General features: G+C 33.5%; 19 protein-coding genes and 1 other RNA gene. 18 read left to right on the forward strand and 2 right to left on the reverse strand.

The annotated features are described in order from the left end of the window. The first annotated feature begins 472 nt into the window (after positions 1-472). The 5 genes from rapZ (at position 473) to IDG65_RS01060 (ending at position 6,397) form a co-directional block, all read left to right on the forward strand. Positions 473-1,384 carry an RNase adapter RapZ gene (gene rapZ, locus IDG65_RS01040; protein WP_000369722.1) on the forward strand — a complete coding sequence of 304 codons (912 nt, stop codon included), beginning with the start codon at positions 473-475 and terminating at the stop codon, positions 1,382-1,384. Then, complete coding sequence (locus IDG65_RS01045) at positions 1,381-2,376, forward strand: YvcK family protein (protein WP_001248939.1); 996 nt, start codon at positions 1,381-1,383, stop codon at positions 2,374-2,376. Before rapZ ends, IDG65_RS01045 begins: the two co-directional genes overlap by 4 nt. A 110-nt stretch (positions 2,377-2,486) precedes the next feature. Then, on the forward strand, positions 2,487-3,431 hold the full coding sequence (gene whiA / locus IDG65_RS01050; protein ID WP_000006551.1) for a DNA-binding protein WhiA: 945 nt from the start codon (positions 2,487-2,489) through the stop codon (positions 3,429-3,431). Positions 3,432-3,993: 562 nt separating this feature from the next. Next, positions 3,994-4,581 carry an ATP-dependent Clp endopeptidase proteolytic subunit ClpP gene (clpP, locus tag IDG65_RS01055; protein WP_001049165.1) on the forward strand — a complete coding sequence of 196 codons (588 nt, stop codon included), beginning with the start codon at positions 3,994-3,996 and terminating at the stop codon, positions 4,579-4,581. A 181-nt stretch (positions 4,582-4,762) separates the two neighbouring features. Then, positions 4,763-6,397 (forward strand): malolactic enzyme, encoded by a 1,635-nt coding sequence (locus IDG65_RS01060; RefSeq protein WP_000675920.1) that lies wholly within the window; start codon positions 4,763-4,765, stop codon positions 6,395-6,397. Between the two features lie 208 nt (positions 6,398-6,605). On the opposite strand, the gene IDG65_RS01065 is transcribed toward IDG65_RS01060, so the two are convergent. After that, on the reverse strand, positions 6,606-7,508 hold the full coding sequence (locus IDG65_RS01065) for a TIGR01777 family oxidoreductase (protein ID WP_000816301.1): 903 nt from the start codon (positions 7,506-7,508) through the stop codon (positions 6,606-6,608). Positions 7,509-8,210: 702 nt separating this feature from the next. Here IDG65_RS01065 and IDG65_RS01070 point away from each other — a divergent pair. The 13 genes from IDG65_RS01070 (at position 8,211) to ssrA (ending at position 22,090) form a co-directional block, all read left to right on the forward strand. Continuing rightward, positions 8,211-8,840, forward strand: coding sequence for a DUF4887 domain-containing protein (locus IDG65_RS01070; RefSeq protein WP_000070826.1), 630 nt, complete (start codon positions 8,211-8,213; stop codon positions 8,838-8,840). Positions 8,841-9,538: 698 nt separating this feature from the next. Beyond that, positions 9,539-10,552: a sugar-binding transcriptional regulator gene (locus IDG65_RS01075; RefSeq protein ID WP_000654030.1), complete on the forward strand. Its 1,014-nt coding sequence runs from the start codon at positions 9,539-9,541 to the stop codon at positions 10,550-10,552. A 52-nt stretch (positions 10,553-10,604) separates the two neighbouring features. After that, entirely contained in the window at positions 10,605-11,615 is a 1,011-nt protein-coding gene (gene gap, locus IDG65_RS01080; RefSeq protein ID WP_000279414.1) for a type I glyceraldehyde-3-phosphate dehydrogenase, read from the forward strand. A 138-nt stretch (positions 11,616-11,753) separates the two neighbouring features. Further along, entirely contained in the window at positions 11,754-12,944 is a 1,191-nt protein-coding gene (locus IDG65_RS01085) for a phosphoglycerate kinase (protein WP_001074748.1), read from the forward strand. Positions 12,945-13,065: 121 nt separating this feature from the next. Beyond that, positions 13,066-13,827 carry a triose-phosphate isomerase gene (gene tpiA, locus IDG65_RS01090; RefSeq protein ID WP_001260099.1) on the forward strand — a complete coding sequence of 254 codons (762 nt, stop codon included), beginning with the start codon at positions 13,066-13,068 and terminating at the stop codon, positions 13,825-13,827. Positions 13,828-13,829: 2 nt separating this feature from the next. Continuing rightward, positions 13,830-15,347, forward strand: a complete 1,518-nt coding sequence (gene gpmI / locus IDG65_RS01095; protein WP_001085505.1) for a 2,3-bisphosphoglycerate-independent phosphoglycerate mutase — start codon at positions 13,830-13,832, stop codon at positions 15,345-15,347. Between the two features lie 129 nt (positions 15,348-15,476). After that, complete coding sequence (gene eno, locus IDG65_RS01100; protein ID WP_001121760.1) at positions 15,477-16,781, forward strand: surface-displayed alpha-enolase; 1,305 nt, start codon at positions 15,477-15,479, stop codon at positions 16,779-16,781. 350 nt (positions 16,782-17,131) lie between these two features. Beyond that, positions 17,132-17,590 (forward strand): hypothetical protein, encoded by a 459-nt coding sequence (locus IDG65_RS01105; protein WP_000785252.1) that lies wholly within the window; start codon positions 17,132-17,134, stop codon positions 17,588-17,590. A 66-nt stretch (positions 17,591-17,656) separates the two neighbouring features. Continuing rightward, complete coding sequence (gene secG / locus IDG65_RS01110; RefSeq protein ID WP_000556760.1) at positions 17,657-17,890, forward strand: preprotein translocase subunit SecG; 234 nt, start codon at positions 17,657-17,659, stop codon at positions 17,888-17,890. A 115-nt stretch (positions 17,891-18,005) separates the two neighbouring features. Then, positions 18,006-18,746, forward strand: coding sequence for an alpha/beta hydrolase (locus tag IDG65_RS01115; RefSeq protein ID WP_001165969.1), 741 nt, complete (start codon positions 18,006-18,008; stop codon positions 18,744-18,746). Positions 18,747-18,779: 33 nt separating this feature from the next. After that, on the forward strand, positions 18,780-21,152 hold the full coding sequence (rnr, locus tag IDG65_RS01120) for a ribonuclease R (RefSeq protein ID WP_001050044.1): 2,373 nt from the start codon (positions 18,780-18,782) through the stop codon (positions 21,150-21,152). 21 nt (positions 21,153-21,173) lie between these two features. Next, positions 21,174-21,638: an SsrA-binding protein SmpB gene (smpB, locus tag IDG65_RS01125; RefSeq protein ID WP_001085185.1), complete on the forward strand. Its 465-nt coding sequence runs from the start codon at positions 21,174-21,176 to the stop codon at positions 21,636-21,638. A 90-nt stretch (positions 21,639-21,728) separates the two neighbouring features. Continuing rightward, positions 21,729-22,090: a transfer-messenger RNA gene (gene ssrA / locus IDG65_RS01130) on the forward strand. Positions 22,091-22,566: 476 nt separating this feature from the next. Here ssrA and IDG65_RS01135 read toward each other — a convergent pair. After that, positions 22,567-23,295, reverse strand: coding sequence for a DUF5067 domain-containing protein (locus IDG65_RS01135; protein WP_052997635.1), 729 nt, complete (start codon positions 23,293-23,295; stop codon positions 22,567-22,569). Between the last annotated feature and the right edge of the window lie 123 nt (positions 23,296-23,418).

Genomic DNA, 23,418 nt, shown 5'->3' on the forward strand with positions numbered 1-23,418 from the left:
ATGTAGTGGTTCTTACACATTAGCCCAGCTAATGTGTACTTAAAAATAGGAATACATGAGTAAAACTCATGCATAAGAAATACTAATTTCTATAGAAAAAGTATTTCTTTATCGTTGTCCCACCCCAACTCGCATTGCCTGTAGAATTTCTTTTCGAAATTCTCTGTGTTGGGGCCCACACCCCAACTTGCATTGTCTGTAGAAATTGGAAATCCAATTTCTCTGTGTTGGGGCCCCTGACTAGAGTTGAAAAAAGCTTGTTGCAAGCGCGTTTTCATTCAGTCAACTACTAGCAATATAATATTATAGACCCTAGGACATTGATTTATGTCCCAATCTCCTTTTAAATGATGTATATTTTTAGAAATTTAATCTAGGCATAGTTAAAAATAAATATAAAACATCGTTGCTTAATTTTGTCATAGAACATTTAAATTAACATCATGAAATTCGTTTTGGCGGTGAAAAAATAATGGATAATAATGAAAAAGAAAAAAGTAAAAGTGAACTATTAGTTGTAACAGGTTTATCTGGCGCAGGTAAATCTTTGGTTATTCAATGTTTAGAAGACATGGGATATTTTTGTGTAGATAATCTACCACCAGTGTTATTGCCTAAATTTGTAGAGTTGATGGAACAAGGAAATCCATCCTTAAGAAAAGTGGCAATTGCAATTGATTTAAGAGGTAAGGAACTATTTAATTCATTAGTTGCAGTAGTGGATAAAGTTAAAAGTGAAAGTGACGTCATCATTGATGTTATGTTTTTAGAAGCAAGTACTGAAAAATTAATTTCAAGATATAAGGAAACGCGTCGTGCACATCCTTTGATGGAACAAGGTAAAAGATCCTTAATCAATGCAATTAATGATGAGCGAGAGCATTTGTCTCAAATTAGAAGTATAGCTAATTTTGTTATAGATACTACAAAGTTATCACCTAAAGAATTAAAAGAACGCATTCGTCGATACTATGAAGATGAAGAGTTTGAAACTTTTACAATTAATGTCACAAGTTTCGGTTTTAAACATGGAATTCAGATGGATGCAGATTTAGTATTTGATGTACGATTTTTACCAAATCCATATTATGTAGTAGATTTAAGACCTTTAACAGGATTAGATAAAGACGTTTATAATTATGTTATGAAATGGAAAGAGACGGAGATTTTCTTTGAAAAATTAACTGATTTGTTAGATTTTATGATACCTGGGTATAAAAAAGAAGGGAAATCTCAATTAGTAATTGCCATCGGTTGTACGGGTGGACAACATCGATCTGTAGCATTAGCAGAACGACTAGGTAATTATCTAAATGAAGTATTTGAATATAATGTTTATGTGCATCATAGGGACGCACATATTGAAAGTGGCGAGAAAAAATGAGACAAATAAAAGTTGTACTTATCGGTGGTGGCACTGGCTTATCAGTTATGGCTAGGGGATTAAGAGAATTCCCAATTGATATTACGGCGATTGTAACAGTTGCTGATAATGGTGGGAGTACAGGGAAAATCAGAGATGAAATGGATATACCAGCACCAGGAGACATCAGAAATGTGATTGCAGCTTTAAGTGATTCTGAGTCAGTTTTAAGCCAACTTTTTCAGTATCGCTTTGAAGAAAATCAAATTAGCGGTCACTCATTAGGTAATTTATTAATCGCAGGTATGACTAATATTACGAATGATTTCGGACATGCCATTAAAGCATTAAGTAAAATTTTAAATATTAAAGGTAGAGTCATTCCATCTACAAATACAAGTGTGCAATTAAATGCTGTTATGGAAGATGGAGAAATTGTTTTTGGAGAAACAAATATTCCTAAAAAACATAAAAAAATTGATCGTGTGTTTTTAGAACCTAACGATGTGCAACCAATGGAAGAAGCAATCGATGCTTTAAGGGAAGCAGATTTAATCGTTCTTGGACCAGGGTCATTATATACGAGCGTTATTTCTAACTTATGTGTCAATGGTATTTCAGATGCGTTAATTCATTCTGATGCGCCTAAGCTATATGTTTCTAATGTGATGACGCAACCTGGGGAAACAGATGGTTATAGCGTGAAAGATCATATCGATGCGATTCATAGACAAGCTGGACAACCGTTTATTGATTATGTCATTTGTAGTACACAAACTTTCAATGCTCAAGTTTTGAAAAAATATGAAGAAAAACATTCTAAACCAGTTGAAGTTAATAAGGCTGAACTTGAAAAAGAAAGCATAAATGTAAAAACATCTTCAAATTTAGTTGAAATTTCTGAAAATCATTTAGTAAGACATAATACTAAAGTGTTATCGACAATGATTTATGATATAGCTTTAGAATTAATTAGTACTATTCCTTTCGTACCAAGTGATAAACGTAAATAATATAGAACGTAATCATATTATGATATGATAATAGAGCTGTGTAAAAAAATGAAAATAGACAGTGGTTCTAAGGTGAATCATGTTTTAAATAAGAAAGGAATGACTGTACGATGAGCTTTGCATCAGAAATGAAAAATGAATTAACTAGAATAGACGTCGATGAAATGAATGCAAAAGCAGAGCTCAGTGCACTGATTCGAATGAATGGTGCACTTAGTCTTTCAAATCAACAATTTGTTATAAATGTTCAAACGGAAAATGCAACAACGGCAAGACGTATTTATTCGTTGATTAAACGTGTCTTTAATGTGGAAGTTGAAATATTAGTCCGTAAAAAAATGAAGCTTAAAAAAAATAATATTTATATTTGTCGTACAAAGATGAAAGCGAAAGAAATTCTTGATGAATTAGGAATTTTAAAAGACGGCATTTTTACGCATGAAATTGATCATTCAATGATTCAAGATGATGAAATGAGACGCAGTTACTTGAGAGGAGCTTTTCTGGCAGGTGGCTCAGTGAATAACCCTGAAACATCTTCGTACCATTTGGAAATTTTTTCTCAAAATGAGAGTCATGCAGAAGGCTTAACGAAACTAATGAATAGTTATGAGTTGAATGCCAAACATTTAGAGCGAAAAAAAGGAAGTATTACGTATTTAAAAGAAGCGGAAAAGATTTCGGATTTTCTTAGTTTGATAGGTGGCTATCAAGCGTTATTAAAATTTGAAGACGTACGTATTGTAAGAGATATGCGTAATTCTGTTAACCGACTCGTTAATTGTGAAACGGCAAATCTAAATAAAACAGTTAGTGCTGCGATGAAACAAGTTGAGAGCATTAAATTGATTGATAAAGAAATTGGTATTGAAAATTTACCAGACAGGTTGAGAGAGATTGCTAGAATTCGAGTAGAACATCAAGAAATTTCGTTGAAAGAGCTTGGAGAAATGGTATCAACTGGTCCAATTTCAAAATCAGGTGTAAATCACCGATTAAGAAAACTTAATGATTTAGCCGATAAGATTAGAAATGGTGAACAAATAGAATTATAAGTAAGAAGGTGTTTTTGGTAGTGAATTATCAAAAACACTTTTTTATGATTAAAAAGTGTTTAATGAATAATAGTCGACTAACTATTAAATTGAGCTGGAAAGTTTAATGAAGGAAATTCAATAACCAAGTGATGCCTAATTTTCTCATTAAATAGCATCATATGTATCAATTTGGTCATAAGAAAATATGAATGTGATAATTAATTGAGTCCCTGATCATAGACAAAAACAAAATCAGCATAAATAAGAATCCCGACATTGCGGGATTCTCAGTATTGAAAAGTATTGTATTTTATTAAAACAGCCTCCTTGAAGGGAATTGAACCCCTATCTTAAGAACCGGAATCTTACGTGTTATCCATTACACCACAAGGAGCAAATATGTAATCATATCTCTGTACTATGAGAAGTAAAATAAGTACAATCTAAAATAGATATTATCAGTTTACAAAGGAAAGAGAAAAGCGTCAAACAATGTAACTATTTAAAGTCAAAGTGTTTGACCAAATTTGACTTAATATGTAAAATAATGAGTAACAGTTATTACAAGGAGGAAATATAGATGAATTTAATTCCTACAGTTATTGAAACAACAAACCGCGGTGAACGTGCATATGATATATACTCACGTTTATTAAAAGACCGTATTATTATGTTAGGTTCACAAATTGATGACAACGTAGCAAATTCAATCGTATCACAGTTATTATTCTTACAAGCGCAAGACTCAGAGAAAGATATTTATTTATACATTAATTCACCAGGTGGAAGTGTAACAGCTGGTTTTGCGATTTATGATACAATTCAACACATTAAACCTGATGTTCAAACAATTTGTATCGGTATGGCTGCATCAATGGGATCATTCTTATTAGCAGCTGGTGCAAAAGGTAAACGTTTCGCGTTACCAAATGCAGAAGTAATGATTCACCAACCATTAGGTGGTGCTCAAGGACAAGCAACTGAAATCGAAATTGCTGCAAATCACATTTTAAAAACACGTGAAAAATTAAACCGCATTTTATCAGAGCGTACTGGTCAAAGTATTGAAAAAATACAAAAAGACACAGATCGTGATAACTTCTTAACTGCAGAAGAAGCTAAAGAATATGGCTTAATTGATGAAGTGATGGTACCTGAAACAAAATAATTCAAAGTAAAGAGTAGACTAAGCAGTCTGCTCTTTTTGTATGAGTAAACCAAGGTATCAATAAATTGTTTAAAATATTTTGAGTAAAAGCAAAAAATAACGGGTAAAAATATTTGTGAGAATTTAATTAGACACGTTGTTTCTGCGGTTCTACAATCTAACAAATATAAAGGATGATTTTATGAAAGGCATTGAATTACTTAACAATCCATTTTTAAACAAAGGTACAGCTTTTACTAACGAAGAAAGAAAACAGTTAGGGCTTGAAGGTTTATTACCTGCGAATGTTCGAACTTTAGAACAACAAGCAGAACAATGTTATGAACAATTCAAGGCGAAACAAACCGATTTTGAGAAACGTTTATTTTTAATGGCAATTTTTAATCGTAATCGTACATTGTTTTACAAATTGACTTCAAAGCATTTAGTTGAATTTATGCCAATTATTTATGACCCTGTTATTGCTCAATCGATTGAACAATATAATGAGAACTTCAGCAGACCCCAAGATGCAGTATTTTTATCTGTTGATAGACAAGACCAAATTGAACAAGAATTGCGCAACGTTGCAAATGGCAGAGATATTCGATTAATTGTAGTGACAGATGCGGAAGGTATATTAGGTATCGGCGATTGGGGTGTTGATGGTGTAGATATTGCGATAGGAAAATTAATAGTATATACAGCAGCAGCTGGAATAAATCCTTCACAAGTACTACCTGTATCTTTAGATGTAGGTACTAATAATGAACAATTACTAAAGGATGACCTTTATTTAGGAAATCGTCATAAACGTGTCGATGATGAGACATATTACGCATTTGTAGATAAATTTGTGAGTGCAGTGCGTAAAGAATATCCTAATGCACTATTACATTGGGAAGATTTTGGTAGAGGGCATGCCAAAAATATTTTAGATAAATATGAAGATACGTTACCAACTTTTAATGATGATATTCAAGGTACAGGTATAGTTACATTAGCTGGCGTACTAGGTGCATTAAATATTTCTAAAGTAGATTATACGAATCAGACGTTTTTAGTTTATGGTGGTGGTACAGCTGGTATGGGTATTACCAATATTTTAAAAGATGAACTAATTAAACAGGGTGTTTCAGAAGAAAAAGCAAATCAGCATTTCTTCATTATGGATAAACAGGGATTGTTGTTTGATGATATGGATGATTTAACTGAAGCGCAACAAGTATTTGCTAAAAATAGGAATGAATTTTCAAATACAGTAAACTGGAAAAATTTAAAAGAAGTAATTGAAAATATTAAGCCTACTGTTTTAATCGGTACATCAACTCAGACAGGTGCATTTACAGAAGATGCAGTAAAAGAGATGTTAAAACATACAGAACGTCCAATGATTTTCCCATTGTCTAATCCTACAAAATTAGCAGAAGCAACTGCACAAGATTTATTAAAATGGACTAACGGAAAAGCATTAATTGGAACTGGTATCCCATATAATGACATTGAATACAATGGTGTGAATTACAGTATTGGTCAAGCAAATAATGCATTGATGTATCCTGGTTTAGGTTTGGGACTTATTGCGTCAAAAGCGAAGAAAGTAAATCAACAGATTCTATCAGCTGCGAGTCATGCACTTGGTGGCATGGTCAATCCAGATGAACCAGGTGCTGCAGTCTTACCACCTGTCGAGAAAATACATCAATGTTCTCGTGCCATAGCCAAAGCGGTTGCACAAAGTGTCATTGATCAAGGATTAAACGCTGAAACTATTGATGATATTGACAAAGCAATTGAAGCTGAAATTTGGTATCCTGAATACAAATCATACATTTAATTTTATAAAGTAGTAAAAGGTCATTTGAATATTTTGTTTCAAGTGGCCTTTTCGTATTTACTTTAAAATTAATCAACCAATATTCATAAGTGACTTTAAAGTTATATCTATATGTAATATCAGCAAATAGAAAAGTCTAGAGAGATTTAACGAATTATCTCCTAGACTTTTTGCTTGAAGTGGAGTAGGAGAGAGATCAATGTCCCACTCACTTACTAATTAAATCTTCAAGTGCCATTTTTAAATTACTATATTTAAATTGGAATCCCAATGCTTGAATTTTATTAGGTAATACTTTTTGAGTATCCAATACTACTGTTGACATTTGACCAAGTATGAGACGCATTGCAAGACTTGGTGCCCAAGTTTCATGAGGCTTATGCATAGCTCTTGCTAAAGTGTAGCCAAATAAATTTTGACGCTCAGGTATAGGTGCAGTTAAATTAAACGGACCACTAGCTGACTCGTTATTTATTAAAAATAAAATAGCTTGAATTAAATCATTGATATGAATCCATGAATACCATTGTTGACCAGAACCTAATTTACCACCAATGTAATATTCGTATGGCAGTTTCATTGTTTGTAACGCACCGCCTTCATTCGATAAAATTATACCGAAACGACCGATGACAACTCGTGTACCTAATTGTTCAAATTGTTGTGCGAAACGTTCCCATTGATACACAATATCTGATAAGAAATCAAAAGGTAAAGTTTTATAAACTTCTGTGTAACTCATAAATAAATCAGGAGGATAGTAACCAGTGGCACTAGCATTAAATAAAACTTTAGGTGCTTTATTACGTGATTTAAACAATTCATATAAAGCTTGCGTAGATTGAATTCTACTTAGCATTAGCGTTTGTTTATATTCCGGTGTCCATCGTTTATTCAATGTAGCACCTGCTAAGTTGATGACCACATCGATATTTTGAGGAACTTTGTGTTCCCACCCAGATTTAGCCCAGTTGACATATGAAATTTTCTTATCATTTGAAATTTGGTCGTGTCGCGTTAATATCGTGATATGTGAATCTGATTTTTTAATTTCATTAACTAATTGAGATCCAACCATACCAGTCCCACCAGTAATTAAGTATTGTTTCATTATCATTCACCCCATGTAATTTTGTATTTAGTTACTATTTAATAATCATTATTGTTGTTCAAAGGTTATACATTATTTAGACAATAATATGTCAATAACTTTTTTTGAATTGTATTTTAATAAAAATGATATAAGTTATAATAAAGGTGTACCTTCGATAACGAATAAACATCTCTTAAAAGTATGTGTAAAACGCTGCATGATACAAACGAAGGTAAAAATTTGACTCCCTTTAGTAGTGGACCCGTACGTTTATCGTGCGGGTCGTTTTTATTTATTTCTTATTCCCATTATACATCAATTTAAAGCATTAATTTTTTAAACAAATTTAAGAATACATAGTAATATAACAATCTAAACATAAAAACTTTTAACCCAACGCTTAAACTAATGCTTTAATTTTCAATACGTAGCTATAATTTGTTGTAAAATCAAAAAGGTTAATATGTTAATTTTCAAAAAAAGGCTCAAAATATGTTTGATTTAGTTATTAAATGTTAAGATATATAAGACTACTATTTCTTTGTAAAAATGAATCCGATTTACGAGTGAGTAATAGTGAAGGCAGTTTTAAGTTGAAGAAGGCAAAAAGAGTAAATGTTTATTAATATTTGTAGAAACTAGGTAAACAAATTAGTTGTGAAAATGTTAATGGTTGCGTGATAATTTCTATATTTAAATTAGTTTGAAGTGAGGGAGAGTATGTCGAATCAAAATTACGACTACAATAAAAATGAAGATGGAAGTAAGAAGAAAATGAGTACAACAGCGAAAGTAGTTAGCATTGCGACGGTATTGCTATTACTCGGAGGATTAGTATTTGCAATTTTTGCATATGTAGATCATTCGAATAAAGCTAAAGAACGTATGTTGAACGAACAAAAGCAGGAACAAAAAGAAAAGCGTCAAAAAGAAAATGCAGAAAAAGAGAGAAAGAAAAAGCAACAAGAGGAAAAAGAGCAGAATGAGCTAGATTCACAAGCAAACCAATATCAGCAATTGCCACAGCAGAATCAATATCAATATGTGCCACCTCAGCAACAAGCACCTACAAAGCAACGTCCTGCTAAAGAAGAGAATGATGATAAAGCATCAAAGGATGAGTCGAAAGATAAGGATGACAAAGCATCTCAAGATAAATCAGATGATAATCAGAAGAAAACTGATGATAATAAACAACCAGCTCAGCCTAAACCACAGCCGCAACAACCAACACCAAAGCCAAATAATAATCAACAAAACAATCAATCAAATCAACAAGCAAAACCACAAGCACCACAACAAAATAGCCAATCAACAACAAATAAACAAAATAATGCTAATGATAAGTAGTATTTAGTCAAACAAAAATGAACCAGTATGACAGACAACACAATTAATTAGGTTGTCTCGAATATTGGTTCTTATTTTTATAATTGTTAATTAGGGGAGAGATGATACTTAAATAGTTAGTTGTTTATTTTGAAGATAGTGAAATTTATTTTGAGTGAGGTGGGACAGAAATGATATTTTCGCAAAATTTATTTCGTCGTCCCACCCCAACTTCCATTGCCTGTAGAAATTGGAAATCCAATTTCTCTATGTTGGGGCCCACCCCAACTTGCACATTATTGTAAGCTGACTTTCCGCCAGCTTCTATGTTGGGGCCCCTGACTTTAATTGAAAAATGCTTGTTACAAGTGCATTTTCGTTCGGTCAACTACTACTAATGTAACTTTTTGGATTCTAGAGCATTGATTTATGTCTTAGTTCAAATAATAAGCAAATGATTAGCGAGTCAGTATAAGGGTATACATTTGACTACAGCGAATAAAATAAAACGTTTTGTTGAATAACAAATCGAAAATGTATTGCAAGCGCTTTATCAAATTATTTAGAAAATTTAAGTTTTATGCTTGCAATTTTTGAAATAGAATAGTACTATTGCAAGTGTAAAGAGGTTAATTTTTGTCCCACGCGGGACTTAAAAAGGCAACCACTGGTTGTGACATATCCTTATTTACATTTATAAATATAAGGAGGAGGTAGTAGTGAAAGACTTATTGCAAGCACAGCAAAAGCTTATACCGGATCTCATAGATAAAATGTATAAACGTTTTTCTATTCTTACTACTATCTCAAAAAATCAGCCTGTCGGACGTCGAAGTTTAAGCGAACATATGGATATGACTGAACGTGTACTGCGTTCTGAAACAGATATGCTTAAGAAACAAGATTTGATAAAAGTTAAGCCTACCGGAATGGAAATTACAGCTGAAGGTGAGCAACTGATTTCGCAATTGAAAGGTTACTTTGATATCTATGCAGATGATAATCGTCTGTCAGAAGGTATTAAGAATAAATTTCAAATTAAGGAAGTTCATGTTGTTCCTGGTGATGCTGATAATAGTCAATCTGTTAAAACAGAATTAGGTAGACAAGCAGGTCAATTACTTGAAGGCATATTACAAGAAGACGCGATAGTTGCTGTAACTGGCGGATCCACGATGGCATGTGTTAGTGAAGCAATTCATTTATTACCATATAATGTATTCTTCGTACCAGCCAGAGGTGGACTAGGCGAAAATGTTGTCTTTCAGGCAAACACAATTGCAGCCAGTATGGCACAACAAGCTGGCGGTTATTATACGACGATGTATGTACCTGATAATGTCAGTGAAACAACATATAACACATTGTTGTTAGAGCCATCAGTCATAAACACTTTAGACAAAATTAAACAAGCAAACGTTATATTACACGGCATTGGTGATGCGCTGAAGATGGCGCATCGACGTCAATCACCTGAAAAGGTCATTGAACAACTTCAACATCATCAAGCTGTCGGAGAGGCATTTGGTTATTATTTTGATACACAAGGTCAAATTGTCCATAAGGTTAAAACAATTGGACTTCAATTAGAAGACCTTGAATCAAAAGACTTTATTTTTGCAGTTGCAGGAGGCAAATCGAAAGGTGAAGCAATTAAAGCATACTTGACGATTGCACCCAAGAATACAGTGTTAATCACTGATGAAGCCGCAGCAAAGATAATACTTGAATAAGAGATAAAAAGTTTAATACTTTTTAAATATCATTTTAAAGGAGGCCATTATAATGGCAGTAAAAGTAGCAATTAATGGTTTTGGTAGAATTGGTCGTTTAGCATTCAGAAGAATTCAAGAAGTAGAAGGTCTTGAAGTTGTAGCAGTAAACGACTTAACAGATGACGACATGTTAGCGCATTTATTAAAATATGACACTATGCAAGGTCGTTTCACAGGTGAAGTAGAGGTAGTTGATGGTGGTTTCCGCGTAAATGGTAAAGAAGTTAAATCATTCAGTGAACCAGATGCAAGCAAATTACCTTGGAAAGACTTAAATATCGATGTAGTATTAGAATGTACTGGTTTCTACACTGATAAAGATAAAGCACAAGCTCATATTGAAGCAGGCGCTAAAAAAGTATTAATCTCAGCACCAGCTACTGGTGACTTAAAAACAATCGTATTCAACACTAACCACCAAGAGTTAGACGGTTCTGAAACAGTTGTTTCAGGTGCTTCATGTACTACAAACTCATTAGCACCAGTTGCTAAAGTTTTAAACGATGACTTTGGTTTAGTTGAAGGTTTAATGACTACAATTCACGCTTACACAGGTGATCAAAATACACAAGACGCACCTCACAGAAAAGGTGACAAACGTCGTGCTCGTGCAGCGGCAGAAAACATCATCCCTAACTCAACAGGTGCTGCTAAAGCTATCGGTAAAGTTATTCCTGAAATCGATGGTAAATTAGATGGTGGTGCACAACGTGTTCCTGTAGCTACAGGTTCATTAACTGAATTAACAGTAGTATTAGAAAAACAAGACGTAACAGTTGAACAAGTTAACGAAGCTATGAAAAATGCTTCAAACGAATCATTCGGTTACACTGAAGACGAAATCGTTTCTTCAGACGTTGTAGGTATGACTTACGGTTCATTATTCGACGCTACACAAACTCGTGTAATGTCAGTTGGCGACCGTCAATTAGTTAAAGTTGCAGCTTGGTATGATAACGAAATGTCATATACTGCACAATTAGTTCGTACATTAGCATACTTAGCTGAACTTTCTAAATAATTTTAGTATAGTTTTTATTCAAATACGCTAGTGCTCAGAACTATTTAGCATTAATTAAAGCTTATGAGTAAGCGGGGAGCACAAACGCTTCTCCGCTTATTTTTATATAAAATTTCCTAATTACAAGGAGGAAACACCATGGCTAAAAAAATTGTTTCTGATTTAGATCTTAAAGGTAAAACAGTCCTAGTACGTGCTGATTTTAACGTACCTTTAAAAGACGGTGAAATTACTAATGACAACCGTATCGTTCAAGCTTTACCTACAATTCAATACATCATCGAACAAGGTGGTAAAATCGTACTATTTTCACATTTAGGTAAAGTAAAAGAAGAAAGTGATAAAGCAAAATTAACTTTACGCCCAGTTGCTGAAGACTTATCTAAGAAATTAGATAAAGAAGTTGTTTTCGTACCAGAAACACGCGGCGAAAAACTTGAAGCTGCTATTAAAGACCTTAAAGAAGGCGACGTATTATTAGTTGAAAATACACGTTATGAAGATTTAGACGGTAAAAAAGAATCTAAAAATGATCCAGAATTAGGTAAATACTGGGCATCTTTAGGTGATGTGTTTGTAAATGATGCTTTTGGTACTGCGCATCGTGAGCATGCATCTAATGTTGGTATTTCTACACATTTAGAAACTGCAGCTGGATTCTTAATGGATAAAGAAATTAAGTTTATCGGTGGCGTAGTTAACGATCCACATAAACCAGTTGTTGCTATTTTAGGTGGAGCAAAAGTATCTGACAAAATTAATGTCATCAAAAACTTAGTTAACATAGCTGATAAAATTATCATCGGCGGAGGTATGGCTTATACTTTCTTAAAAGCGCAAGGTAAAGAAATTGGTATTTCATTATTAGAAGAAGATAAAATCGACTTCGCAAAAGATTTATTAGAAAAACATGGTGATAAAATTGTATTACCAGTAGACACTAAAGTTGCTAAAGAATTTTCTAATGATGCCAAAATTACTGTAGTACCATCTGATTCAATTCCAGCAGACCAAGAAGGTATGGATATTGGACCAAACACTGTAAAATTATTTGCAGATGAATTAGAAGGTGCGCACACTGTTGTATGGAATGGACCTATGGGTGTATTCGAGTTCAGTAACTTTGCACAAGGTACAATTGGTGTATGTAAAGCAATTGCAAACCTTAAAGATGCAATTACGATTATCGGTGGCGGTGATTCAGCTGCAGCAGCAATCTCTTTAGGTTTTGAAAATGACTTCACTCATATTTCAACTGGTGGCGGTGCGTCATTAGAGTACCTAGAAGGTAAAGAATTGCCTGGTATCAAAGCAATCGATAATAAATAATAAAGTGATAGTTTAAAGTGATGTGGCATGTTTGTTTAACATTGTTACGGGAAAACAGTCACAAGATGACATCGTGTTTCATCACTTTTCAAAAATATTTACAAAACAAGGAGTGTCTTTAATGAGAACACCAATTATAGCTGGTAACTGGAAAATGAACAAAACAGTACAAGAAGCAAAAGACTTCGTCAATGCATTGCCAACATTACCAGATTCAAAAGAAGTAGAATCAGTAATTTGTGCACCAGCAATTCAATTAGATGCATTAACTACTGCAGTTAAAGAAGGAAAAGCACAAGGTTTAGAAATCGGTGCTCAAAATACGTATTTCGAAGATAATGGTGCGTTCACAGGTGAAACGTCTCCAGTTGCATTAGCAGATTTAGGCGTTAAATACGTTGTTATCGGTCATTCTGAACGTCGTGAATTATTCCACGAAACAGATAAAGAAATTAACAAAAAAGCGCACGCTATTTTCAAACATGGAATGACTCCAATTATATGTGTTGGTGAAACAGACGAAGAGCGTGAAAGTGGTAAAGCTAACGATGTTGTAGGTGAGCAAGTTAAGAAAGCTGTTGCAGGTTTATCTGAAAATCAACTAAAATCAGTTGTAATTGCTTATGAACCAATCTGGGCAATCGGAACTGGTAAATCATCAACATCTGAAGATGCGAATGAAATGTGTGCATTTGTACGTCAAACTATTGCTGACTTATCAAGCAAAGAAGTATCAGAAGCAACTCGTATTCAATATGGTGGTAGTGTTAAACCTAACAACATTAAAGAATACATGGCACAAACTGATATTGATGGGGCATTAGTAGGTGGCGCATCACTTAAAGTTGAAGATTTCGTACAATTGTTAGAAGGTGCAAAATAATCATGGCTAAGAAACCAACTGCGTTAATTATTTTAGATGGTTTTGCGAACCGCGAAAGCGAACATGGTAATGCGGTAAAATTAGCAAACAAGCCTAATTTTGATCGTTATTACAACAAATATCCAACGACTCAAATCGAAGCGAGTGGCTTAGATGTTGGACTACCTGAAGGACAAATGGGTAACTCAGAAGTTGGTCATATGAATATCGGTGCAGGACGTATCGTTTATCAAAGTTTAACTCGAATCAATAAATCAATTGAAGACGGTGATTTCTTTGAAAATGATGTTTTAAATAATGCAATTGCACACGTAAATTCACATGATTCAGCGTTACACATCTTTGGTTTATTGTCTGACGGTGGTGTGCACAGTCATTACAAACATTTATTTGCTTTGTTAGAACTTGCTAAAAAACAAGGTGTTGAAAAAGTTTACGTACACGCATTTTTAGATGGTCGTGACGTAGATCAAAAATCCGCTTTGAAATACATCGAAGAGACTGAAGCTAAATTCAATGAATTAGGCATTGGTCAATTTGCATCTGTGTCTGGTCGTTATTATGCAATGGACCGTGACAAACGTTGGGAACGTGAAGAAAAAGCTTACAATGCTATTCGTAATTTTGATGCCCCAACTTATGCAACTGCCAAAGAAGGTGTAGAAGCAAGCTATAATGAGGGCTTAACTGACGAATTCGTAGTACCATTCATCGTTGAGAATCAAAATGACGGTGTTAATGATGGAGATGCAGTGATCTTCTATAATTTCCGACCTGATAGAGCAGCACAATTATCGGAAATTTTTGCGAACAGAGCATTCGAAGGCTTTAAAGTTGAACAAGTTAAAGACTTATTCTATGCAACATTCACTAAGTATAACGACAATATCGATGCGGCTATCGTTTTCGAAAAAGTTGATTTAAATAATACAATTGGTGAAATTGCACAAAATAACAATTTAACACAATTACGTATTGCAGAAACTGAAAAATATCCTCACGTTACTTACTTTATGAGTGGTGGACGTAACGAGGAATTTAAAGGTGAACGCCGTCGTTTAATTGATTCACCTAAAGTTGCAACGTATGACTTGAAACCAGAAATGAGTGCTTATGAAGTTAAAGATGCATTATTAGAAGAGTTAAATAAAGGTGACTTGGACTTAATTATTTTAAACTTTGCTAACCCTGATATGGTTGGACATAGTGGTATGCTTGAGCCGACAATCAAAGCAATCGAAGCGGTTGATGAATGTTTGGGTGAAGTCGTTGATAAGATTTTAGACATGGACGGTTATGCAATTATTACTGCTGACCATGGTAACTCTGATCAAGTATTGACGGATGATGATCAACCAATGACTACGCATACAACGAACCCAGTACCAGTGATTGTAACAAAAGAAGGCGTTACACTTCGAGAAACTGGTCGCTTAGGTGACTTAGCACCTACATTATTAGATTTATTAAATGTAGAACAACCTGAAGACATGACAGGTGAATCTTTAATTAAACACTAATATTGTAAAAGATGTTAAGTAAACGCTTAATGACACTTATTTTTTGAAAATAATAGTAATATCATTTTGTTAAATGAAAGAATAAAGCTATAATAATTATAGAATAACTATTTAAAGGAGATTATAAACATGCCAATTATTACAGATGTTTACGCTCGCGAAGTCTTAGACTCTCGTGGTAACCCAACTGTTGAAGTAGAAGTATTAACTGAAAGTGGCGCATTTGGTCGTGCATTAGTACCATCAGGTGCTTCAACTGGTGAACACGAAGCTGTTGAATTACGTGATGGAGACAAATCACGTTATTTAGGTAAAGGTGTTACTAAAGCAGTTGAAAACGTTAATGAAATCATCGCACCAGAAATTATTGAAGGTGAATTTTCAGTATTAGATCAAGTATCTATTGATAAAATGATGATCGCATTAGACGGTACTCCAAACAAAGGTAAATTAGGTGCAAATGCTATTTTAGGTGTATCTATCGCAGTAGCACGTGCAGCAGCTGACTTATTAGGTCAACCACTTTACAAATATTTAGGTGGATTTAATGGTAAGCAGTTACCAGTACCAATGATGAACATCGTTAATGGTGGTTCTCACTCAGATGCTCCAATTGCATTCCAAGAATTCATGATTTTACCTGTAGGTGCTACAACGTTCAAAGAATCATTACGTTGGGGTACTGAAATTTTCCACAACTTAAAATCAATTTTAAGCAAACGTGGTTTAGAAACTGCAGTAGGTGACGAAGGTGGTTTCGCTCCTAAATTTGAAGGTACTGAAGATGCTGTTGAAACAATTATCCAAGCAATCGAAGCAGCTGGTTACAAACCAGGTGAAGAAGTATTCTTAGGATTTGACTGTGCATCATCAGAATTCTATGAAAATGGTGTATATGACTACAGTAAGTTCGAAGGCGAACACGGTGCAAAACGTACAGCTGCAGAACAAGTTGACTACTTAGAACAATTAGTAGACAAATATCCTATCATTACAATTGAAGACGGTATGGACGAAAACGACTGGGATGGTTGGAAACAACTTACAGAACGTATCGGTGACCGTGTACAATTAGTGGGTGACGATTTATTCGTAACAAACACTGAAATTTTAGCAAAAGGTATTGAAAACGGAATTGGTAACTCAATCTTAATTAAAGTTAACCAAATCGGTACATTAACTGAAACATTTGATGCAATCGAAATGGCTCAAAAAGCTGGTTACACAGCAGTAGTTTCTCACCGTTCAGGTGAAACAGAAGATACAACAATTGCTGATATCGCTGTTGCTACAAACGCTGGTCAAATTAAAACTGGTTCATTATCACGTACTGACCGTATTGCTAAATACAATCAATTATTACGTATCGAAGATGAATTATTTGAAACTGCTAAATATGACGGTATCAAATCATTCTACAACTTAGATAAATAATCATTTTAAACATTAAGTACTGCCATAATTTTAGTTGAGGATTATTATGTCGGTATAAATTGAATAAAGTTTTTGAGTTCACGCTTAAAAAGTTCACGCTTGTATTTATAACCTGCCACAGAGTTGAGACTGTGGTAGGTTTTTTATTTTGGATGGCTTCAAATCATGATTTATAAGGGGCTTGATAAATCATGAGGTAACTAATAACACATATTTAACTTGTATTCTTAAACTGGTATAATAAATTTATGTTGAAATGAATATTGTATGACAGGGTATTCACTTTTATTAAGAGGTAAAATTAAATAAAGGTTTTATAGAACGTATTTAAATATATGAGGAGTAAACAAATGGCTGATAGAACGAATAAAGAAATTAAAACAGGACGCTTTATTGCAACTGCATCAATCGTATTCTCAATATTATTGATTATTCATTACTTTGTTTCGTTGGATAATGCGACTGCCAAAGCATTACTTAATTTAACGAATCAAAACACTTCAGATAAAGCGATTGATTACATTTTAAACAGCTTTAGATTCACTGGTATTATGTATATTTTGGCTTATCTAGCAGGCTTCATCACTTTTTGGAATCGACATACTTATGTGTGGTGGTTTATGTTTGCAGTTTATGTATCAAATAGTTTGTTTACGTTGATTAATTTATCAATCACAATTCAAGCAATAAAAGCTGCACACGGTGCGTACTTAACATTGCCAATTTTAATTGTTATTATAGGTTCGGTTGCATTAGCGATTTATATGCTTGTTGTTTCAATTAAGCGTAAAAGTACATTTAATCGCTAGAAAATTGATTTTAACAATAAAAATATGATATACTACTTGTCGTATATAAGGAACGGAGGACAATTTATGCATACATTTTTAATCGTATTATTAATCATTGATTGTATTGCATTAATAACTGTTGTACTACTCCAAGAAGGTAAAAGCAGTGGACTTTCAGGTGCCATCAGTGGTGGTGCTGAGCAGTTATTCGGTAAACAAAAACAACGTGGCGTCGATTTATTCTTAAATAGATTAACAATTATTTTATCAATATTATTTTTTGTACTTATGATTTGCATAAGTTATCTTGGTATGTAAGGTCCGGCGATGTAAATGTCGGGCTTTTTTATTTATAATTAAGAATGTAATAGTTTAACAATAAGCTATGTAAAATATATAGCCTAGTTAAGTATGCAAAGGGAGCGTTAGATTTATGCAGATAAAATTACCAAAACCTTTCTTTTTTGAAGAAGGCAAACGTGCCGTGTTATTATTACATGGATTTACAGGCAATTCGTCTGATGTACGTCAATTAGGTCGATTTTTACAAAAAAAGGGATATACTTCGTATGCACCGCAATATGAAGGTCATGCAGCACCACCAGAAGAGATACTTCAATCAAGTCCTTTTGTTTGGTTTAAAGATGCTTTAGATGGCTATGACTACCTTGTTGAACAAGGTTATGATGAAATCGTTGTTGCTGGCTTGTCATTAGGTGGCGATTTTGCATTAAAATTAAGCTTAAATAGAGATGTAAAGGGTATTGTAACGATGTGTGCACCTATGGGTGGCAAAACTGAAGGTGCCATTTATGAAGGCTTTTTAGAATATGCACGCAATTTTAAAAAGTATGAAGGTAAAGATCAAGAAACGATTGACAACGAAATGCATCATTTTAAACCAACTGAAACTTTAAAAGAATTAAGTGAAGCATTAGATACGATTAAAGATCAAGTTGATGAGGTGTTTGACCCAATTTTAGTGATTCAAGCAGAAAACGACAATATGATTGATCCACAATCCGCAAATTATATATATGAACATGTAGACTCTGACGATAAAAATATCAAGTGGTACAGTGAATCTGGACATGTTATTACGATTGATAAAGAAAAAGAACAAGTATTTGAAGATATTTATCAATTTTTAGAGTCATTAGATTGGTCAGAATAAAAAGAGATTTTAACATTAGAAAGGAGGGGCATAATGAATTTAAAGCAATCAATAGAAGAGATTATTAATCAACCTGAATATGAACCTATGTCAGTGTCAGATTTTCAAGATGCATTAGGTTTAAGTAGTGCCGACTCATTTAGAGATTTAATTAAGGTGCTCGTAGAATTAGAACAATCAGGATTAATTGAACGTACAAAAACAGACAGATATCAAAAAAAGCATAGTTCAAAAGGTCATTCAAAATTGATAAAGGGAACGTTAAGTCAAAATAAAAAAGGCTTTGCATTCTTAAGACCTGAAGATGAGGATATGGAAGATATATTTATTCCCCCAACAAAAATTAATCGTGCCTTAGATGGAGATACTGTAATTGTAGAAATACATCAATCTAAAGGTGAACATAAAGGTAAAATTGAAGGGGAAGTTAAGTCGATTGAGAAGCATTCAGTAACTCAAGTTGTTGGTACGTATAGTGAAGCTAGACATTTCGGATTTGTTATTCCAGATGATAAACGTATTATGCAAGATATTTTCATTCCTAAAGGACAAAGTTTAGGTGCAGTAGATGGGCATAAGGTACTTGTTCAAATTACTAAATATGCTGATGGTTCAGATAATCCAGAAGGACATATTTCTGCTATTTTAGGACATAAAAATGATCCTGGCGTAGATATTTTATCTATTATCTATCAACATGGCATAGAAATTGAATTTCCTGATGAAGTGTTACAAGAAGCTGAAGCAGTACCTGATCATATTGAGAATACTGAAATTAAAGGCCGTCATGATTTACGTGATGAATTGACAATCACAATTGATGGTGCTGATGCTAAAGACTTAGATGACGCAATTAGTGTTAAAAAGTTAGCGAACGGTAATACGCAATTAACTGTAAGTATTGCTGATGTCAGTTATTATGTAACTGAAGATTCAGCTTTAGATAAAGAAGCTTATGATAGAGCGACAAGTGTATATCTTGTTGACCGTGTGATCCCGATGATTCCACATCGATTAAGCAATGGTATTTGTTCATTAAATCCTCACGTTGATCGTTTAACGTTAAGCTGTCGCATGGAAATTGATGCTAGTGGTCGCGTTGTTAAACATGAAATTTTTGATAGTGTTATACATTCTGATTATCGAATGACGTATGATGCGGTAAATCAGATTATTACTGAAAAGGATCCTGCGATTCGAGAGCAGTATAATGAAATTACGCCTATGCTAGATTTAGCACAAGATTTATCTAATCGTTTGATTCAAATGAGAAAACGACGTGGTGAAATCGATTTTGATATTAGTGAAGCAAAAGTATTAGTTAACGAAGATGGTATACCTACAGATGTTCAATTAAGACAACGTGGCGAGGGTGAACGTCTAATTGAATCATTTATGTTAATTGCAAATGAAACAGTTGCTGAACATTTTAGTAAGTTAGATGTACCTTTTATTTACCGAGTGCATGAGCAACCTAAATCAGATCGCTTAAGACAATTCTTTGATTTTATTACAAACTTTGGCATCATGATTAAGGGTACTGGCGAAGATATTCATCCAACAACACTTCAAAAGGTTCAAGAAGAAGTAGAAGGTCGACCTGAACAAATGGTCATTTCAACAATGATGTTACGTTCAATGCAACAAGCGCATTATGATGATGTGAACTTGGGACATTTTGGCTTATCAGCTGAATATTATACGCATTTTACATCACCAATTAGACGTTATCCTGATTTAACAGTTCATCGTTTAATCCGTAAGTATTTAATTGAGAAATCAATGGATAACAAAGAAGTGAAGCGTTGGGAAGACAAATTGCCTGAGTTAGCTGAACATACTTCTAAACGTGAACGTCGTGCTATTGAGGCAGAACGTGATACTGATGAATTGAAAAAAGCAGAATATATGATTCAACATATTGGTGATGAATTTGAAGGTATTGTCAGCTCAGTAGCTAACTTCGGTATGTTCATTGAATTGCCAAATACGATAGAAGGTATGGTTCATATTGCGAATATGACTGATGATTATTACCGTTTTGAAGAGCGTCAAATGGCATTAATTGGTGAGCGTCAAGCTAAAGTATTTAGAATTGGTGACACAATTAAGGTTAAAGTGACGCATGTTGATGTAGATGAACGATTAATTGATTTTCAAATTGTAGGTATGCCTTTACCGAAAAATGATCGATCACAGCGCCCAGCGCGAGGTAAGACAATTCAAGCTAAAACGCGTGGTAAATCATTAGATAAATCGAAATCTGATGATAAAGGTCATAAGAAAAAAGGTAAGCAACGTAAAGGTAAAAATGAACGTAAAAATGACAAATCAGGAAACAGTAAACATAAGCCATTTTATAAAGATAAAAGTGTGAAAAAGAAAGCACGTCGTAAGAAAAAATAAGCAGCAATGAGGTGAGTATGAATGGCTAAGAAGAAATCACCAGGTACATTAGCGGAAAATCGTAAAGCTAGACATGATTATAATATTGAAGACACGATTGAAGCGGGAATTGTATTGCAAGGCACAGAAATAAAATCAATTCGCCGAGGTAGTGCTAACCTTAAAGATAGTTATGCGCAAGTTAAAAACGGTGAAATGTATTTGAATAATATGCATATAGCACCATACGAAGAAGGGAATCGTTTTAATCACGATCCTCTTCGTTCTCGAAAATTATTATTGCACAAGCGTGAAATCATTAAATTGGGTGATCAAACACGTGAGATTGGTTATTCGATTGTGCCGTTAAAGCTTTATTTGAAGCATGGACATTGTAAAGTATTACTTGGTGTTGCACGAGGTAAGAAAAAATATGATAAACGTCAAGCTTTGAAAGAAAAAGCAGTCAAACGAGATGTTGCGCGCGATATGAAAGCCCGTTATTAAGCGATTTAGTTGCTTAATCGGGCTATATTTGATATAGTTATATGTGCTTTTGTAAATTACAAAAGTATGATTTGTTTGATTTATTATTTCGGGGACGTTCATGGATTCGACAGGGGTCCCCCGAGCTCATTAAGCGTGTCGGAGGGTTGTCTTCGTCATCAACACACACAGTTTATAATAACTGGCAAATCAAACAATAATTTCGCAGTAGCTGCCTAATCGCACTCTGCATCGCCTAACAGCATTTCCTATGTGCTGTTAACGCGATTCAACCTTAATAGGATATGCTAAACACTGCCGTTTGAAGTCTGTTTAGAAGAAACTTAATCAATCTAGCATCATGTTGGTTGTTTATCACTTTTCATGATGCGAAACCTTTCGATAAACTACACACGTAGAAAGATGTGTATCAGGACCTCTGGACGCGGGTTCAAATCCCGCCGTCTCCATAAAAATATGCTTGGAAACCTTGATTTAATGGGGTTTTAATCTAGCAAGTGTCAAATATGTGTCAAGAAAATAATTTTCTGACACGTTGACCTTGCTCTTTTTTATGTTTTTTATCTTTTCTTGTGAGGAAGGTTAAATTAGCTGTGTACTTTGATATGATAGTATCTGCTTAGGTTCAAATTTTCATGAATGAAAAATTAATAGTTGTGTACATATAAGATTTTGCGTTAAGGGTTGAAAGAATATGTGTCAAATAAGTGTCAAAAAAGTTGAGCTTTGAGTTTTAATATTGTTCATAAAAAAAATTCTTTATATAAGATAATTCTTCATTCAAAACAACAAAAAAGAGTAGGCGAGCTACTCTTTTTTATTATATTTAACAATTAAATTAGTATGTCATTATGAGTGTAAGTAAGCTAATCTATAATGACAATAATAACAGTAAAGATTATAACGTTGAATGCGAGCATTCATAAATTTATACTTCATCTAAACCACTGTGGTCGTCATCTTTATGCTTTTCTTTTTCTTTCTCTCGTTCTTGTTCTTTTTTGTACTCTTCTTCAAATTCTTTTTCTTTCTTTTCTACTTCTTCTCTTGTTTCCGCTCTATGAGAAAAATCTTCGGTTTTAAGTTTACTAAATTTGAATGATTTAGAATCAACTGTTTTATCTTCTGAGTATTTATGGACATTTAAATTAATATTTCCATCACCTCTTAATTCATAGATAAACATGGCTTGTGCAGTTTTGTCTTTTTTAATTTGATCTTGGTTATGTTCTGTCCAATCTTTATATTTTTTATCACTTAAAAGATAACCATCTCTTAATTTATTTACTGTATTTTTATCATCTTGAGTGATATTAATATAGTCATGAGAAATAGAAGATGGATTTAAATCTTTATCGTCTTTTTTAGCAGTAATTTCCATTTTAAAAGCGATATATTTCTTTTTCTCATCTTTTTCATTGATGATAAACGGTTCTTTTATTTTAGCTTCAAATTTGTCACTAACAATAGTATCGCCTTTAATTTTTATATCCATATTTTTTTTGCTTTTAAATTCTTTAAGTTCTTCATTTAATTCTTCATTGTCATTTTCTTTCTTTTTGTGACTAGTGCTCTCTTTTTTTGCACTATCTTGATGATGTCCACAAGCACCTAAGATAAGTGTACTTGCTAATAATATCCCCATTACTTTTTTCATTTAACATGTCTCCTTTATTTCGCAAAAATTTATTTTAAAAACTCTAAACGACTTATCGTTTTGAGTAATTAAACAAAGTTGATATTTTGTGAGATTCTAAGATGATATTAAATAATTCTTGTA

Source organism: Staphylococcus sp. EG-SA-17 (assembly GCF_017151845.1).
Taxonomy (GTDB): domain Bacteria; phylum Bacillota; class Bacilli; order Staphylococcales; family Staphylococcaceae; genus Staphylococcus; species Staphylococcus aureus.